12 protein-coding genes are annotated in these 15233 nt (G+C 73.4%); 7 read left to right on the forward strand and 5 right to left on the reverse strand.

Features of this window, described 5'->3' with window-relative positions; genetic code table 11:
- Positions 1-20: 20 nt before the first annotated feature.
- Both C6361_RS10460 and hppD read right to left on the reverse strand, forming a co-directional pair.
- Complete coding sequence (locus C6361_RS10460; protein ID WP_234359436.1) at positions 21-764, reverse strand: RDD family protein; 744 nt, start codon at positions 762-764, stop codon at positions 21-23.
- An 11-nt stretch (positions 765-775) separates the two neighbouring features.
- Positions 776-1996: a 4-hydroxyphenylpyruvate dioxygenase gene (gene hppD / locus C6361_RS10465; RefSeq protein ID WP_107267610.1), complete on the reverse strand. Its 1221-nt coding sequence runs from the start codon at positions 1994-1996 to the stop codon at positions 776-778.
- A 139-nt stretch (positions 1997-2135) separates the two neighbouring features.
- Between hppD and C6361_RS10470 the strand changes: the two genes are divergently transcribed.
- Positions 2136-2678, forward strand: a complete 543-nt coding sequence (locus C6361_RS10470) for an Lrp/AsnC family transcriptional regulator (protein ID WP_107267611.1) — start codon at positions 2136-2138, stop codon at positions 2676-2678.
- On the opposite strand, the gene C6361_RS10475 is transcribed toward C6361_RS10470, so the two are convergent.
- Positions 2582-3622, reverse strand: a complete 1041-nt coding sequence (locus C6361_RS10475; protein WP_107270873.1) for a DUF5937 family protein — start codon at positions 3620-3622, stop codon at positions 2582-2584. The genes C6361_RS10470 and C6361_RS10475 overlap by 97 nt on opposite strands.
- 279 nt (positions 3623-3901) lie before the next feature.
- Here C6361_RS10475 and C6361_RS10480 point away from each other — a divergent pair, with 279 nt between their 5' ends.
- The 3 genes from C6361_RS10480 to C6361_RS10490 all read left to right on the forward strand — a co-directional run bounded on the left by C6361_RS10480 (position 3902) and on the right by C6361_RS10490 (position 8400).
- Positions 3902-5167: an MFS transporter gene (locus tag C6361_RS10480; protein ID WP_107267612.1), complete on the forward strand. Its 1266-nt coding sequence runs from the start codon at positions 3902-3904 to the stop codon at positions 5165-5167.
- Positions 5168-5203: 36 nt separating this feature from the next.
- Complete coding sequence (locus C6361_RS10485) at positions 5204-6634, forward strand: PQQ-binding-like beta-propeller repeat protein (protein WP_369931375.1); 1431 nt, start codon at positions 5204-5206, stop codon at positions 6632-6634.
- 95 nt (positions 6635-6729) lie between these two features.
- The gene (locus tag C6361_RS10490; RefSeq protein ID WP_107267613.1) at positions 6730-8400 is read left to right on the forward strand and encodes a fumarate hydratase; all 1671 of its coding nucleotides are present in this window, start codon (positions 6730-6732) and stop codon (positions 8398-8400) included.
- Between the two features lie 347 nt (positions 8401-8747).
- Here C6361_RS10490 and C6361_RS10495 read toward each other — a convergent pair whose 3' ends face one another.
- The gene (locus C6361_RS10495) at positions 8748-9002 is read right to left on the reverse strand and encodes a hypothetical protein (protein WP_159079277.1); all 255 of its coding nucleotides are present in this window, start codon (positions 9000-9002) and stop codon (positions 8748-8750) included.
- A 246-nt stretch (positions 9003-9248) separates the two neighbouring features.
- Here C6361_RS10495 and C6361_RS10500 point away from each other — a divergent pair, with 246 nt between their 5' ends.
- The 3 genes from C6361_RS10500 to C6361_RS10510 all read left to right on the forward strand — a co-directional run bounded on the left by C6361_RS10500 (position 9249) and on the right by C6361_RS10510 (position 14454).
- Complete coding sequence (locus tag C6361_RS10500; RefSeq protein WP_107257443.1) at positions 9249-12245, forward strand: BTAD domain-containing putative transcriptional regulator; 2997 nt, start codon at positions 9249-9251, stop codon at positions 12243-12245.
- 96 nt (positions 12246-12341) lie between these two features.
- The gene (locus tag C6361_RS10505) at positions 12342-13742 is read left to right on the forward strand and encodes a class II fumarate hydratase (RefSeq protein ID WP_107263744.1); all 1401 of its coding nucleotides are present in this window, start codon (positions 12342-12344) and stop codon (positions 13740-13742) included.
- A 34-nt stretch (positions 13743-13776) separates the two neighbouring features.
- Complete coding sequence (locus C6361_RS10510) at positions 13777-14454, forward strand: HAD family hydrolase (protein WP_107267614.1); 678 nt, start codon at positions 13777-13779, stop codon at positions 14452-14454.
- Between the two features lie 73 nt (positions 14455-14527).
- Here C6361_RS10510 and C6361_RS10515 read toward each other — a convergent pair whose 3' ends face one another.
- Positions 14528-15205, reverse strand: a complete 678-nt coding sequence (locus tag C6361_RS10515; protein WP_107267615.1) for an IclR family transcriptional regulator — start codon at positions 15203-15205, stop codon at positions 14528-14530.
- Positions 15206-15233 lie beyond the last annotated feature (28 nt).

The raw sequence follows: 15233 nt of genomic DNA on the forward strand, positions 1-15233 counted from the left end.
CCTTGGTTGAGTCCTGACGTTCACGCTGGAACCTTAACCACCACGGTCCGGGCGAACTTGTCGTGGAGGCACTGCTGGTACGGCTTGTCCCAGAGCTGCCAGAGCCCGTCGACGTAGGTCAGCCCGGGAACCAGCCCGCCGCCCGCCTGCACCAGGAAGCGCCGGGCCAGCGGCGTCCGGCCGATCGAGCCGGCCGGATCCAACGGGATGATCTTCAGTTTCATCACCCGCTTGCCGATGGTCTGCCCGGTCCGTTTCGGCATCTCCACGTGGTAGACGTACTGGAGGGCGAGCGCGACCACGAGCAGGCCGGCCTCCACCGCCAGCAGCGGCAGCAGGAAGTCGAACGGGTTCATCTCGATCGTGCCGGTCTCCGGGTCGGGGACGGTGAAGAGATCCGCGCCCACCGTGGCGAAGAAGACGAAGAAGACCGGGATCGCGATCACCATCACCGTCCCGCCGAGGATCGCCCCGTCGATCAGGTACGCCAGCAGCCGGTCGCCGAACGAGGCGAGCGGCTGGCCGGAGGGGCTGACCGGCGGCGGTGCCACCGGGTAACCGGGCACCGGGGCGTAACCGGGCCGGCCCGGCGGGTACCCGGGCGGGCCGGCCGGCGGGTACCCGGGCGGGCCGTAGCCGGGCGGCGGAGCGTACCCCTGCGGGGGCGGCCCCGGACTGCCCGGCTGCGGCCCGGGGCCGGGCTGCCGGGGGTGCGGTGCGAAACCGCCGGGCGGCGGTGGCATGGACGGAGGCTGCGAAGTCACGCCGGACAGTGTTACAGGTTTCCGCGCGCCTCTTGTTCCCGCTCGATGGCCTCGAAGAGCGCCTTGAAGTTGCCCTTGCCGAAACCGAGGGATCCGTGTCGCTCGATCAGCTCGAAGAAGACCGTCGGCCGGTCCTGCACCGGCTTGGTGAAGATCTGCAACAGGTAGCCGTCCTCGTCCCGGTCGACCAGGATCTTCCGGGCCTTCAGCTCCTCGATCGGGGCGCGCACCTGGCCGATCCGGGCCCGCAGCTCCGGGTCGTCGTAGTACGAGTCCGGGGTGTCCAGGAACTCGACGCCGGCCGCCCGCATCGCGTCGACGCTGGCCAGGATGTCGTTGGTGGCCAGCGCGATGTGCTGGGCGCCCGGCCCGCCGTAGAACTCCAGGTACTCGTCGATCTGCGACTTGCGGCGGGCCACCGCCGGCTCGTTCAGCGGGAACTTGACCTTGCGGGTGCCGTTCGCCACCACCTTCGACATCAGCGCCGAGTAGTCGGTGGCGATGTCGTCGCCGATGAACTCGGCCATGTTGGTGAAGCCCATGACCCGGCGGTAGAAGTCCACCCACTCGTCCATCCGGCCCAGCTCCACGTTGCCGACGACGTGGTCGACGGCCTGGAAGAACCGCTTCGGCTGCACACCTGCGTCGATCATCGGCTGCCGGTCCACGATCGGGCCCTGCGCGACGAAGCCGGGCAGGAACGGGCCGCGGTAGCGGGACCGGTCGACCAGCGAGTGCCGGGTGTCGCCGTACGTGGCGATGGTGGCGACCCGGACCGTCCCGTGTTCGTCGGTCACGTCGTACGGGGCGGCCAGGCCGGTGGCGCCCTGCGCCATGGCGTGCGCGTACGCCGCGTCCACGTCCGGCACCGCCAGCGCGATGTCGAGTACGCCGTCGCCGTGCCGGGCCACGTGGTCGGCGTCCGGGGCGTCCGGGCGGACCGCGCCGGTGAAGACGAACCGGGCCGAGCCGCTGGTCAGCACGTACTCGGCGTGCTCCCGGTAGCCCTGCTCCGGCCCCCGGTACGCCACCCGGGTCATCCCGAACGCCGTCGAGTAGTAGTGCGCGGTCTGCTTCGCGTTGCCGACCATGAACCGGATGTGGTCGATGCCCTGCACCGGGAAGGGGTCGGTGGCGTCGTCGTGCGCGACGGCCCCGACGAGCCGGTCGACGTCGACGTCGGGGTCCAGAGCCGATCCGGCGGTGGACGGCTGGTGGAGAGCGCTGGTCATCGTCCTGCCTCCCTGCGGGTGCCGCGACCGGCCGGTGCGTCCGGCCCGTCTTTCCCGGGGAGCATCCCGCTCCGGCGCCGGCTGGGCAACCGATCCGCAAAATGCTGGGCAGGTTGTGCATTTAGTATGGTCGACAGCCGTGACTACTGTGCAAGCTGTCCAGCTCGACCCGCTCGACGTCAGACTGATCGACCTGCTCGCCGCCGAACCCCGGATCGGCGTCCTGGAGTGCTCCCGCCGGCTCCAGGTGGCCCGGGGCACCGTGCAGGCCCGGCTGGACAAGCTGCTGGCCCGGGGCGTGATCGCAGGTCTCGGGCCGCAGCTCGACCCGGCGGCGCTCGGCTTCGCGGTGACCTCCTTCGTCACGCTGGAGATCAACCAGCGGCCCGGCCACGACCCGGTGACCGCACACCTGCGCGGCATCCCCGAGGTACTGGAGGCGCACACCATCACCGGCTCCGGCGACGTGCTCTGCCGGATCGTCGCCCGGTCCAACACCGACCTGCAACGGGTACTGGACCAGATCGTCTCGCACGAGCAGATCGCCCGGGCCTCCAGCATCATCGCGCTGGCGGAGAAGATCCCCTACCGGGTACTGCCGCTGCTCCGCTCGGCCGTGGACGCCGGCGCGGAGGGCGGCGCCTCGGCGGCGAGCGCGTCGCCGAGCGCGGTCCGCTCGTAGCGGACCGACCGGCCGAGCCGGGTCCGGGTGACCAGCCCGGCGTCCCGGAGCACCGCCAGGTGCCCGCCGACGCTGCCCAGCCCGCTGCCGAGCTGGGCGACGAGCTGACTGGTCGTGGCGGGGACGGCCAGGGCCCGCAGCACCGCCGCCCGGGAGGCGCCGACCAGCCGGTCCACCGCGTCCGGGGTACGGCCGGGTGGGGGCGGACCGAGCAGGTCGGCGACGCCCCGGGCGGGATAGACGATCGCGTACGGCCAGGGCGGCTCGGTGTAGCTGATCAGCGGACCGAAGGCGGTGGGTACGAAGAGCAGCCCCCGGCCGGCCAACTCCCGGCTGCCCTGGCCGGAGCAGCCGACCTCGATCACCCCGTTCGCCCCGTCCGAGATCCAGCGCAGCCGGGGGTCGAGGTCGGCGAGCGCGGCGGCCCAGCCGTACGTGCCGAGCTGACCGGCCCGGTGCAACAGGTCCCGTTCCAGCACCGCTCGCAGCCGGGTCCAGTCCGGCGCCACCAGTGCGGTCCAGGCCGCCTCGATCGCGTCGGCGATCCGGTCCACCACGTCCGGCGCCTCGAAGATCCACCGTGCGTACTCCGGCGGGGTCCGGTGCCCGGCCAGGTTGCGGGCCAACTCCTCGCGGGCCTGCTCCAGCGGGGTGGCCCGGATGACGGCCAGCTCGTCGGCGAAGCTCAGCCCGACTCCCGACGGCGGCGGCTGCACGAAGTCCGCGTTGTAGCCGCCCCGGCGCAGCAGCGCCAGCAGCGCACCGACCGCCGGCGAGTCCCGCCGCAACCGCAGGTAGCGGTCCCGGACCCGGGCCAGCCAGGGGTCCAGCGCGGCCGACCGGTGCTGGCCGGCGCAGAGCCGCAACGCCGACATCGCCTCGCCGAGCGGCGAGATGGCGAACCGGCTGGCCGCCACGTCCGCCGAGGTCACCTCGATCCGGATGGTCAGGGAGGACTCCTTCCGCCGCTGCCCGCTGTCCGCCCGCCGGTCCGCCCGCCGCAGCCGCCACGCCCCGCCGCAGCGGCCACGCCCCGCCGCTGCGGCCACGCCCCGCCGCTGCGGCCACGCCCCGCCGCTGCGGCCACGCCCCGCCGCTGCGGCCACGCCCCGCCGCAGCGGCCACGGCCGCCGCAGTCGCTACGGTCGACCTGCCGGCGCCGGCACCTTTCGCTCCTGCCCGAAACCATAGTGCCGGGCGGCGGTGCCGCGCACGCTGGCCCGATGAGCACCGCGACGGGGCCGGCCGAGGGCCGGGCGAGCCGACCGGCGACGTTCGGCAGTGTGCTGGCGGTGCCCGAGTTCCGGGCGCTCTACGCGAGCTTCGGCGTCTTCATGGTCGGCGAGACGGTGAAGATGCTCGCCCTCGCCGTACTCGTCTACGACCGGACCGGGTCGGCGCTGCTCGCCGCGCTGGCGTACGTGGTCGGCTTCCTGCCGCACGCGATCGGCGGCGTACTGCTGCTCGCCCTCGCCGACCGGTGGCGACCCAGGGCCCTGATGGTCGGCTACGACCTGCTGCGGCTCGGCGCCGTCGCGGTACTCGCGCTCGGCCTGCTCCCGCCGGCCGGCATGCTCGGGCTGGTCTTCGCGGTCGGGCTGCTCGCCCCGGTGAGCACCGCCGCCCGCAACGCGCTGCTGCCGGAGTTGCTGGCCGGGGACGGCTACGTGCTCGGGCGCTCGCTCTTCACCGTCGCGGCGGGCGCCACCCAGGTGCTCGGGTTCGCCCTCGGCGGCCTGCTGCTCGGCCTGGTCGGCCCGTACGGCGCACTCTGGCTGACCGTACTCAGCTGCGCGGTCTCCGCCCTGCTGGTCCGGTACGGCGTGGCGGAGCGGCCACACCGGGCGGTGGCGCACGGGGTGGTCCGGCAGACCTGGCAGGTCAACCGGCTGCTGCTGCACGACCGGCGGGTCCGGGGGCTGCTGCTGGCGCACTGGTTGCCCGGCTCGCTGCTGGTCGGCGCCGAGGGCGTGATCGTGCCGTACGCCGACGGCCTCGGTCCGGGGGCGAGCGCCGGGGTGCTGTTCGCGGCGTCCGCGTTCGGCATGCTGGTCGGCGACCTGGTGGTCGGGCGGTGGGTCGCGCCGGCCCGGCGGGAGCGGCTGGCCCCGTGGCTGGCGCTGCTGCTCGGCGCGCCGATGCTCGGCTTCGCCGCCGGGCCGGGGCTGATTGCCGCCGTCACGCTGTTCGGGCTGGCCACCTTCGGCTTCGCCTTCCAGCTCGGGCTGGCCCGGCGGTTCCTGGCGGCGGTGCCGGAACAGCGCCGGGGGCAGGCGTTCGGGCTGTTGAGTACCGGGCTGATGACCGCGCAGGGGTTGAGCGCCGGGCTGGCCGGGCTGCTCGCCGAGTGGCTCGCGCCGGGCCGGGTGATGGCGCTCGCCGGGGTCGCCTCGATGGCCGCGACCCTGCTGCTGTGGCGCTGGCTCCGCCCCGAGCCCGCCGAAGTGGACCGGGCGGCCGGAATTTGCGACACGGACATAACGTCCTAGCCGTACTTGCCGGACGATCTCGTTTACGGTAACCGGATGGCGAAGGGGAGCGCCCGGAGCGCGGGCGTGATGTCCGCCCTGGCCGTCGCGCTGATCGCGGTGATCGTGCTCGCCGCGACCAACGTCTGGAACCCCTTCCCCGGAGTCTGGGACTGGGTCAACCGCGACGAGCCGATCTCCGAGCCGGACGTCGTCTGGCAACAGCGGATCGGCGGTACGCCGCAGAGCGTCACCATCGCCGGCAACACCGTGGTGATCCGCTACCGCACCCGGGTCGAGTCCCGCAGCCTCACCACCGGGCTGCGCCTCTGGGAACGCAAGGCCGACTGGGCCGCCGTCGCGGGCGGCGACCGCGACCCCGTCGTCGCCGTCGGCAAGCTGCTGAGCAAGGGCTACGAACTGCTCGACCCCGAGACCGGAGCGGTACGCCGCAAGGACAGCGCCGCGGTCGGTGTCTGGACGTACCGCAACGCCCTGGTCGACGTCCGCTGCCGGGAACCCCGGGACTGCACCCTGACCGCCTGGGATCCCCGGGGCAGCAATCCGATCTGGACGACCTTCCTGCCCGGGGTGGAGACCGGGCCGCTGGCCGGCAACCCGGACACCCTCGGCACCCGGCGGCTGACCACCCGGCAGGTGCACGAGGGGGCCGGTGGCCCGGCCGAGATGCCGCCGCTGCTCGGGCTCTCCGTCGACGGCCGGGTACACATCGTGGACACCGCCACCGGCCGGGTGATGCAGGACGTGGAGCCGGGCCAGCAGGACCGGATCGTGGTGGTCGGCGGCCGGATGCTGCGGATCGAGGCCCGCGCCGCCGACGGCACCTGCTACTTCACGGTGGTGGCCCGGGATCCGGCGACCGGGCAGGAGGTGTGGCGCCGCGACGGGCTCAACCTGCGTACCGCCGACGGCGCCGGCTGCGCGCAGCGGGAGGACCCGCAGGGCGGGGAGAACGTCTTCGTCGGCGTCGGGCCGGACGCCCGGGAGACGGTCGTCGACGCGTACGACGGCCGGGTGCTCTGGACCGGCCCCAAAGGCGAGAAGCTGCTCGCGGTCGACGACCGGTACGCGCTCTCCCGCTCCGCCGACCAGCGCTCGGTGATCGGCAGCGAACTCGCCATCGACCGGGCCCGGTGGACCCGGCCGGTCAACTCGGAGGGTGGCGCCGCGCTCGCCCGGAACGTCGCCCTGCTGGTCGACCGCCGACCGAACCGGATCATCGCGCTCGACCCGCGCAGCGGCCGGGAACTGGTCAACGTCCGCTCGTCGGCCGAGGTGCTCGCGGTGGGTCCGGCCGGGATGGTGATCGGCGACGGCCGGGACATCGGGTACCTCCAGTTCTCCGGGGTCTCCACCGGCGGCCCGGCACCGACCGCCGGCCCCGGCGGCCAGGAACCCGAACCCGGCATCGAGTGCGGCGGCCCCAAGCAGCCGGAGTGTCCACCGGAGAACGGCAAGGACGGCTGACCGCCGCTGTCGCACCGGCACCCGGATGAGAGCGGCGTCGCAGGTCGACCCGGCGGGTGGGCCGGCCCCGGTCGGCTGGCCTAGGCTTGCCGGCTATGAGCAGTGGCGCGCCGTTCTCGTACTCCCCCCTGTTGCCCGTCGGCGCCGACCAGACCGAATACCGACTGGTCACCGACGAGGGCGTCGACGTGGTCCACGGGCCGGGCGGCCGCCGTTTCCTGACCGTGGAGCCCTCGGCGCTGACCGCGCTGACCGCCGAGGCGATGCACGACATCGCCCACTACCTGCGGCCGGCACACCTCGCCCAGTTGCGGGCCATCATCGACGACCCGGCCGCGTCGCCGAACGACCGCTTCGTCGCGCTGGACCTGCTGCGTAACGCCAACATCGCCGCCGGGGGCGTACTGCCGATGTGCCAGGACACCGGCACGGCGATCGTGATGGGCAAGCGGGGCCGGCACGTGTTGACGGACGGGTCCGACGACGAGGCGGTGTCCCGGGGGGTCTACCAGGCGTACACCCGGCTCAACCTGCGGTATTCGCAGCTCGCCCCGCTCACCACCTGGGAGGAGAAGAACACCGGGAGCAACCTGCCGGCCCAGGTGGAGATCTACGCCGAGGACCCGGACGGGCAGCCGGACGCGTACAAGTTTCTCTTCATGGCCAAGGGGGGCGGCTCGGCCAACAAGTCGTACCTCTACCAGGAGACCAAGGCGCTGCTCAATCCGAGGCGGATGATGCAGTTCCTGGAGGAGAAGCTGCGGCTGATCGGCACCTCGGCCTGCCCGCCGTACCACCTGGCCGTGGTCATCGGCGGCACCTCCGCCGAGTACGCCCTGAAGACCGCGAAACTGGCCTCCGCCAAATACCTGGACAACCTCCCCACCCAGGGCTCGATGCTGGCGCACGGCTTCCGCGACCTGGAGCTGGAGGCGGAGGTGCTGGAGCTGACCCGGCAGTTCGGCATCGGCGCGCAGTTCGGCGGTCGCTACTTCTGCCACGACGTACGCGTGGTCCGGCTGCCCCGGCACGGCGCCTCCTGCCCGGTCGCGATCGCGGTCTCCTGCTCCGCCGACCGGCAGGCGATGGGCAAGATCACGCCCTCCGGGGTCTGGCTGGAGCGACTGGAGACCGACCCCGCCCGGTTCCTGCCGGACGTCACCGACGCCCAGCTCGACCAGGGCGCCGAGGTGGTCCGGGTCGACCTGAACCGGCCGATGGACGAGATCCGCGCCGAGCTGTCGAAATATCCGGTGAAGACCCGGCTCTCCCTGACCGGCCCGCTGGTGGTGGCCCGGGACATCGCCCACGCCAAGATCGCCGAGCGGCTGGACGCGGGCGAGCCGATGCCGCAGTACCTGCGCGACCACGCCGTCTACTACGCCGGGCCGGCGAAGACCCCCGAGGGGTACGCCTCCGGCTCGTTCGGCCCGACCACCGCCGGCCGGATGGACGCGTACGTGCAGAAGTTCCAGGCCGCCGGCGGCTCGCAGGTGATGCTCGCCAAGGGCAACCGGTCGAGCCAGGTGACCCGCTCCTGCCACGAGCACGGCGGGTTCTACCTCGGCTCGATCGGCGGCCCGGCGGCCCGGCTGGCGCAGGACTGCATCAAGCACGTCGAGGTACTGGAATATCCGGAACTCGGCATGGAGGCGGTCTGGAAGATCGAGGTGGTGGACTTCCCGGCCTTCATCGTCGTCGACGACAAGGGCAACGACTTCTTCGCCGAGGTCACCAAGCCGGTGCTGACCGTCGGCCGCCGCTGACCGGGCCTGGTCGCTCAGCGGCTGCTGCCGGGTGGGCATCCGGGTCGTCCCGGCGGGCGCCTGGTCGGGTAACCGCCTGCATTCACCTGGACGCCAGAGGCGTAACCGGAGCCCGATAACGCCTCTGGTGTCCAGGTGATCGCCAGGACGATCGTGGACCCGACCGGGTGCCGACGCGGGCACGGGGGCGGGCCAGGTGGTGGCCTTCACCGGCCGGGGCACTTTCGGCACACCGGAGTCCTGACGCCAGCCGTCCGGGTCGCCCGTAGCGCCATGAGCCACCTCGCCGAGGTGACCAGGTCGATGTTGCCCGTCGGGCGGCGCTGGCCGACGGGCAACTACTCGACTCAGCCGGTGCGTGACAGTGCACTGGTGCGGACCAGCACCTGCCGTTCGGGACCGGCGCTGCCGTCCCCGCGCAGCTCCACGCCGCGCAGGGACAGCCACTCGAGCCGTGGATACCGGCCGAGATCCGCGCCGACCCGGGTGACCCGGAGGACGAGCGGGCCGGTTCCGTAGCAGTAGTCGGATTCGGCGAATTGCAACACGTCCCCGGCGGCCGGCACCGGCCGGGACCGCTCGGCTCTTGCAGAGGCGTCCATTTCCTGGCGTCTCCTCAGGTGTGGATGGCGGCGAAACCGCTGCTCCGACACGGTGCGTCCGTCGCCCCCACGGGCCGGCGGGCGCACCGCCCCCGTCGATGTGTCTCACCTGTGTCGTGCGTCCCAGCGCACAGTGTGGGCGGTGGCACTCTCGTTCCACTGCCAGGCCGCTATCAAGTCGATTCTGCTCCGCGTGATTGTCGGGTTACTCTGCTGCCGGACGCGACCTCGGTCAGGAGCTGGCGCATGCGGTTCGGGATCCTTGGGCCGCTTCAGGTGAGCGGCGGTGAGTCGACGGTGACCGCCGGCCGGGACAGGGTTGTCCTGGCGGTACTACTTCTGCATGCCCCGCAGGTGGTACCGGTCGACGAACTGGTCGACGCGGTCTGGGACGCGGACCCGCCGGTCACCGCGCGCGGACAGTTGCAGACCTGCGTCTCCCGGCTGCGCCGGCTCTTCGTGGCGGCCGGAGTGCCCGGTGAGACGATCGTCACCGGACCGGCCGGCTACCGCATCGTGCTCGGGCCGGACGACCTGGACGCGCACCTCTTCGAGCGGCTGGTCGCCGCGGCCCGCAGCGCCGCCGCCGAGCAGCACTGGCCGGAGGCCCGGGAGGGCTACCGGTCCGCGCTCGCGCTCTGGCGCGGTCCGGCGCTCGCCGGGATCACCGGTACGGCGGTCCGCCGGGGCGCCGCGTCCCTCGACGAGCAGCGCATGCTGGCGATGGAGGACAGCTTCGAGATCGAGCTGCGGCTCGGCGGCCGCAGCGGTGACCTGGTCGCCGAACTGACCGACCTGGTGGAACGCCACCCGCTGCGGGAACGGCTCCGGGGCCAGCTGATGCTGGCGCTCGCCGACAGCGGCCGGCGGGCCGAGGCGCTCGCGGTGTTCCGGGCCGGCCGGGAGATCCTCGCCGGCGAGCTGGGCATCGAGCCCGGGGCGGCGCTGCGGGAAATCCACCGACGGGTACTCGCCGGCGAGATCGGGCCGGCGGAGGACGAGCCCCCGCCCCGGTCACCGGTACGCGCCCTGCCCCGGGCCATCGAGGACTTCACCGGCCGGCACGAGACCATCACCCGGCTGCGCAAGGAGATCGAGGAGGCGGGTCCGAACTTCTCCGCCGTCTACGTCATCGACGGCATGCCGGGCAGCGGCAAGACGGCGCTGGCCGTACACCTGGCGACGGCGCTCGGCGCCGCGTACCCGGACGCGCACCTCTTCGTCGACCTGCACGGGCACAGCCTGCACAGCCCGCTGCCGACCAGCACCGCCGTCGGCACGCTGCTGCGGCAACTCGGCATACCCGGGGAGCGGATCCCGGCCGACCTCGACGACCGGCTGGCGCTGTGGCGTACCGAGCTGGCCACCCGGCGCGCCCTGCTGGTGCTGGACAACGCGGCCAGTACCGCCCAGGTCGGGCCGCTGCTGCCGGCCGCACCCGGCTGCCTGACCGTGGTGACGAGCCGACGCCGGCTGGTCGGGCTGGACGGGGTACGCGCGCAGTCGCTGACGGTGCTGGAGCCGGTCGAGGCGGTCGACCTGCTGGCCCGGATCGTCGGCCCGGAACGGGTCCGGGCCGAGCCGGCGGCGGCCGAGGAGGTGGTCCGGCGCTGCGGGTACCTGCCCCTGGCGATCCGGCTCGCCGGTGCCCGGCTGGCCCACCGGGCACGCTGGCGGGTGGCCGACCTCGCCCAGCGGCTCGGCGACCCGGACCGCCCGGTACTCGCCGAGTTCGCCGTCGAGCACCGGACCCTGGCGGACGCCTTCGCGCTGTCGTACGCCCAGTTGCCGGAGCCGGTACAGCGGACGTTCCGGCTGCTCGGGGCGCATCCCGGTGTGCAGCTCGACCAGTACGCCTGTGCCGCCCTGACCGAGCTGCCGCTCGGGGTGGTCCGGGAACACCTCGACGAACTGGTCGACGCGCACCTGGTGGACGAGGTGGACGCCGGGCGGTTCCGCCTGCACGACCTGGTCCGGGAGTACGCGGCCGAACTGGTCACCGTGGTCGGCGGCGAGTCGGAGCGGCGGCAGGCGTTGCAGGCGCTGCTCGACTACTACCTGCACACCGCCGCCTCGGTGAGCCAGGTGCTCGAACCGACCGGAAACCTGCGGATGGCCGTACCCGGGCAACCCGCCCGCCCCGACCTGGTCGCCGCCGCGGCCCGGGACGGGCGGAACTGGCTGGAGGCGGAGCGGCGCAACCTGGTGGCGCTGGTCCAGCTGGCGGTGCAGGAGGGGCTGCACCGGTACGCCTGGCAGCTCGCCCGGGCCAACTGGCGGCAGCTCTATCTCGGCGGCCACCTGGACGAGTTGATCCAGACGCACACCGACGGGCTGCGGGCGGCGGAGGCGCTCGGCGACGACGCCGGGATCGCCATCATGCACAACTACCTCACCTCGGCGTACTTCCGGCGCGGCGAGTACCAGCGCTCGGTGGAGTCGCTGCGGGTGGTGATCGCGATCTGGGAGCGGCTCGGCGACATCGCCGGGCGGTCGGTGGCGACGGTGAACCTCGGCCTGCCGTTGATGATGCTCGGCCGGACCCGGGAGGCGGTGCACCACCTCGAACTCGGGCTGGAGCTGGCCCGGCAGACACCGGGCTGGCACGCGATGCCGAACGCGCTGACCAACCTGGCCAGCGTCTACCTCACCGTCGGCCGCTACTCCGACGCGCTGCGGGTGCTGCGCAACCGGCTCTTCATGGCCCGCCAGGTCGGCAAGATCGCCATGGTGGCGGACACCCTGGGCTCGATCGGCGGGGTCTACGGGCGGCTGGGCCAGCGTGACCGGGCGCTGCGGCACATGTCCGTGGCGTTGCGCATCCAGCAGGCCCGGGGGAACCCGTTCGCCGTCGCGGACCTGCTCAACGAGATCGGCAGCATCGAGCGGCAGTGCGGCCGGCCGGAGGTGGCGGTGCAGCGACACCGGGAGGCGCTGGCCGCGATGCGGGACGCCGGGGACCGGGCCGGCGAGTGCGCCGCCCGGAACCTGCTCGGCCGCGCCCTGCTCGATCTGGGTGACACCGCCGCCGCCCTGGACCTGCACCGGCAGGCGCTGCTCGGCGCGACGAAGATCCAACTGCCGTACGAGCAGGCGCGGGCGCTGGACGGGCTCGCCTGCTGCCTGCGGGACAGCGATCCGGCGGCCGCCCGGTCGTACTGGACCCGCGCGCTCGCCCTGCTGGTCCAGATCGACTCGCCGGACCAGCACGACGTACGGCGGCGGCTGGCCGAGCTGGACTGAGCGGTCCGGGCGGCCGACCCCCGCCCGGTTCCCGGGGCCCGGATCCGTGACGGCGATCATCTGCGAGCCGGCCCGGGTCGAGGCAGGATGGAACGCGTGACCACACCAGAGGCGGCCGGCTACCGGATCGAACGCGACACGATGGGCGAGGTGGAGGTGCCCGTCGACGCGCTGTGGCGGGCCCAGACGCAGCGCGCGGTGCAGAACTTCCCGATTTCCGGACGGGGGCTCGAATCGGCGCACATCCGGGCGTTGGCCCAGATCAAGGGTGCCGCCGCGATGGTCAACGCCGAGCTGGGGGTGATCGACGAGGCCGTCGCCGGAGCGATCGTCACCGCGGCCGCGCACGTCGCCGACGGCGGCTACGACGACGAGTTCCCGATCGACGTCTTCCAGACCGGATCCGGCACCTCGTCGAACATGAACGCGAACGAGGTGATCGCCACGCTGGCCGCCCGCGAGCTGGGCCGCGAGGTGCACCCGAACGACGACGTGAACGCCGCCCAGTCCAGCAACGACGTCTTCCCGTCCTCCATCCACCTGGCCGCCACCCACGCCGTGGTGCACGACCTGCTGCCGGCGCTGCGGCACCTCCAGTTCGCGCTGGAGTCCAAGGTGGACGAGTTCGCCGAGGTGGTGAAGGCAGGGCGGACCCACCTGATGGACGCCACCCCGGTGACGCTGGGCCAGGAGTTCTCCGGCTACGCCACACAGCTCCAGTACGGCATCGAGCGGCTGGAGAGCTGTCTGCCCCGGCTCGCCGAACTGCCGCTCGGCGGTACCGCCGTCGGCACCGGGATCAACACCCCGGTCGGCTTCGCCCCGAAGGTGATCGAGAAACTGCGCGAGATGACCGGGCTGCCGCTGACCGAGGCGCGCAACCACTTCGAGGCGCAGGGCGCCCGGGACGGGCTGGTGGAGGCATCCGGTCAGCTCCGTACGGTCGCGGTCGGCCTCTACAAGATCGCGAACGACATCCGCTGGATGGGCTCCGGCCCCCGGGCCGGGCTGCGCGAGTTGCAGATCCCCGACCTGCAACCCGGTTCGTCGATCATGCCCGGCAAGGTCAACCCGGTGGTCTGCGAGGCGGTCCGGCAGGTCTGCGCCCAGGTGATCGGCAACGACGCCACCGTCGCCTTCGCCGGTTCGCAGGGCGACTTCGAGCTGAACGTGATGCTGCCGGTGCTGGCCCGCAACGTACTGGAGTCGATCCGGCTGCTCGCCAACGTCAGCCGGCTGCTCGCCGACCGCTGCGTGGTCGGCCTGGTCGCGAACGTCGACGTGGCGCTGGCGTACGCCGAGGGCTCGCCGTCGATCGTCACCCCGCTCAACCGCTACCTCGGCTACGACGAGGCGGCCTCGATCGCCAAGGAGGCGCTGGCCAAGGAGCTGTCGATCCGCGAGGTGGTGCTCGCCCGAGGGCACGTCGAGGCGGGCCGGCTCACCGCCGAGCAGCTCGACGAGGCGCTCGACGTACTCCGGATGACCCACCCCTGACGTTCCCGGCCCGGCGGCGCCTACCCTCGTACCCGTGGGGGTGCGCACGATCGTCTTCGACGCGGACGAAACCCTGCTGGACCTGCGGCCGGCGGTGACCGGTGCGCTGGTGGCCGTACTGGCCGAGATGCGGCGGCTCACCCCGGCGGCCCGGGCCGTCACCCTGGCCGAGATCGAGGGGGACTGGGACGCCGTCTTCGCCGCGCACGCCACCGAGCCGGTGACCCGGATCCGCCGGGCCGCGCTGGCCCGGTCACTGGCCCGGGCCGGCCTCACCGCCGAGCTGGAGCCGCTCGCCGAGCTGTATTTCGCCCGGCGGTTCGCGCTGACCCGCCCCTTCGCCGACACTCTGCCGGCGCTCGCCGCGCTGCGCCGGTCGTACACGCTCGGCTTCGCCACCAACGGCAACAGCCGGGCGGACCGGTGCGGGCTGGCCGCCGAGTTCGCCTTCGAGGTCTACGCGCACGTCGGAGGCGTACCCAAGAAGCCCTCACCGGCGTTCTACGCCGCGGTACTGGCGGCGGCCGGGGTGCCGCCCTCCTCGGTGGTGCACGTCGGCGACTCGCCGGGCAAGGACGTCGAGGCGGCCCAGGCGGCCGGGCTGCGCGCGGTCTGGCTCAACCGCACCGCCCGCCAGCGCCCGCCCGGCCTGCACCCCGACGCCGAGATCCGCTCCCTCGCCGAGCTGCCTGCGGTGATCGAGCGCTGGTAGCGGCACCGTCGGCGGAACGAGTGGCCTCCCGAGCCGCCGGGACCACTCTCTTCCGGAAACTGCGTGATCTTCCTCAGGCGAGCGCGGCGGCGATCTCGGTGGCGGCGGTGCGGACGTGCGGGCCGGTCTTGGTCATGTCCAGCGGGGCCAGGGCGACCACGCCGACGCTGGCCTCCAGGCCGGGGACCCCGAGTACGGGTGCGGCCACGCCGTACGCGCCGGGCTGGAGTTCGCCGCTGGTCGCGACCGGTTCGGCCCGGCCCTGCCGCCCGGCCAGGATCGCCCGGCCGGCCGCGCCCCGGCCCAGCGGGTGCCGCGCCCCGGTCCGGTACGCGACGTGGAACGACGTCCAGCTCGGCTCGACCACCGCCAGCGCCACCCCCTCGGCACCGTCGACCACGGTCAGGTGCGCGGTCGCCCCGGTCTGCTCGGCCAGCCGGCGCAGCGCCGGCAGCGCCCCGTCGGCGAGCAGCGGCTGGGCCCGCCGGGCCAGGTGCAGCAGCCCCGCGCCGAGCCGCAGCCGGCCACCCGCGTCGCGGCGGACCAACCCGTGCTCGCTGAGCGCGCCGAGGAGTCGGTAGACCACCGCCCGGCCGACGCCGAGCCGGGCGGCCGCCTCGGTCACGGTCAGTCCACCGGAGGCGTCGGCGACCAGGTGCAGCAGCCGCAGTCCCCGGTCCAGGGTCTGCGCGGTCTCGCCGGCCCGGCCCGGGGGCTCCTTCGCTGGGCCGGCCGCTCCGCCGCCCGCCACCCTCGCCACACCAGGCAGCGTACGGCCG

It is taken from the genome of Plantactinospora sp. BC1 (assembly GCF_003030345.1).
Taxonomy (GTDB): Bacteria; Actinomycetota; Actinomycetes; order Mycobacteriales; family Micromonosporaceae; genus Plantactinospora.

Bases quoted from the DNA above. Each gene is read 5' to 3' on its own strand.
- C6361_RS10490 (WP_107267613.1), top strand. From the start codon at position 6,730: ATGAGCAGTGGCGCGCCGTTCTCGTACTCCCCCCTGTTGCCCGTCGGC.
- C6361_RS10495 (WP_159079277.1), bottom strand. From the start codon at position 9,002: ATGGACGCCTCTGCAAGAGCCGAGCGGTCCCGGCCGGTGCCGGCCGCC.
- hppD (WP_107267610.1), bottom strand. From the start codon at position 1,996: ATGACCAGCGCTCTCCACCAGCCGTCCACCGCCGGATCGGCTCTGGAC.
- C6361_RS10480 (WP_107267612.1), top strand. From the start codon at position 3,902: ATGAGCACCGCGACGGGGCCGGCCGAGGGCCGGGCGAGCCGACCGGCG.
- C6361_RS10500 (WP_107257443.1), top strand. From the start codon at position 9,249: ATGCGGTTCGGGATCCTTGGGCCGCTTCAGGTGAGCGGCGGTGAGTCG.
- C6361_RS10485 (WP_369931375.1), top strand. From the start codon at position 5,204: ATGGCGAAGGGGAGCGCCCGGAGCGCGGGCGTGATGTCCGCCCTGGCC.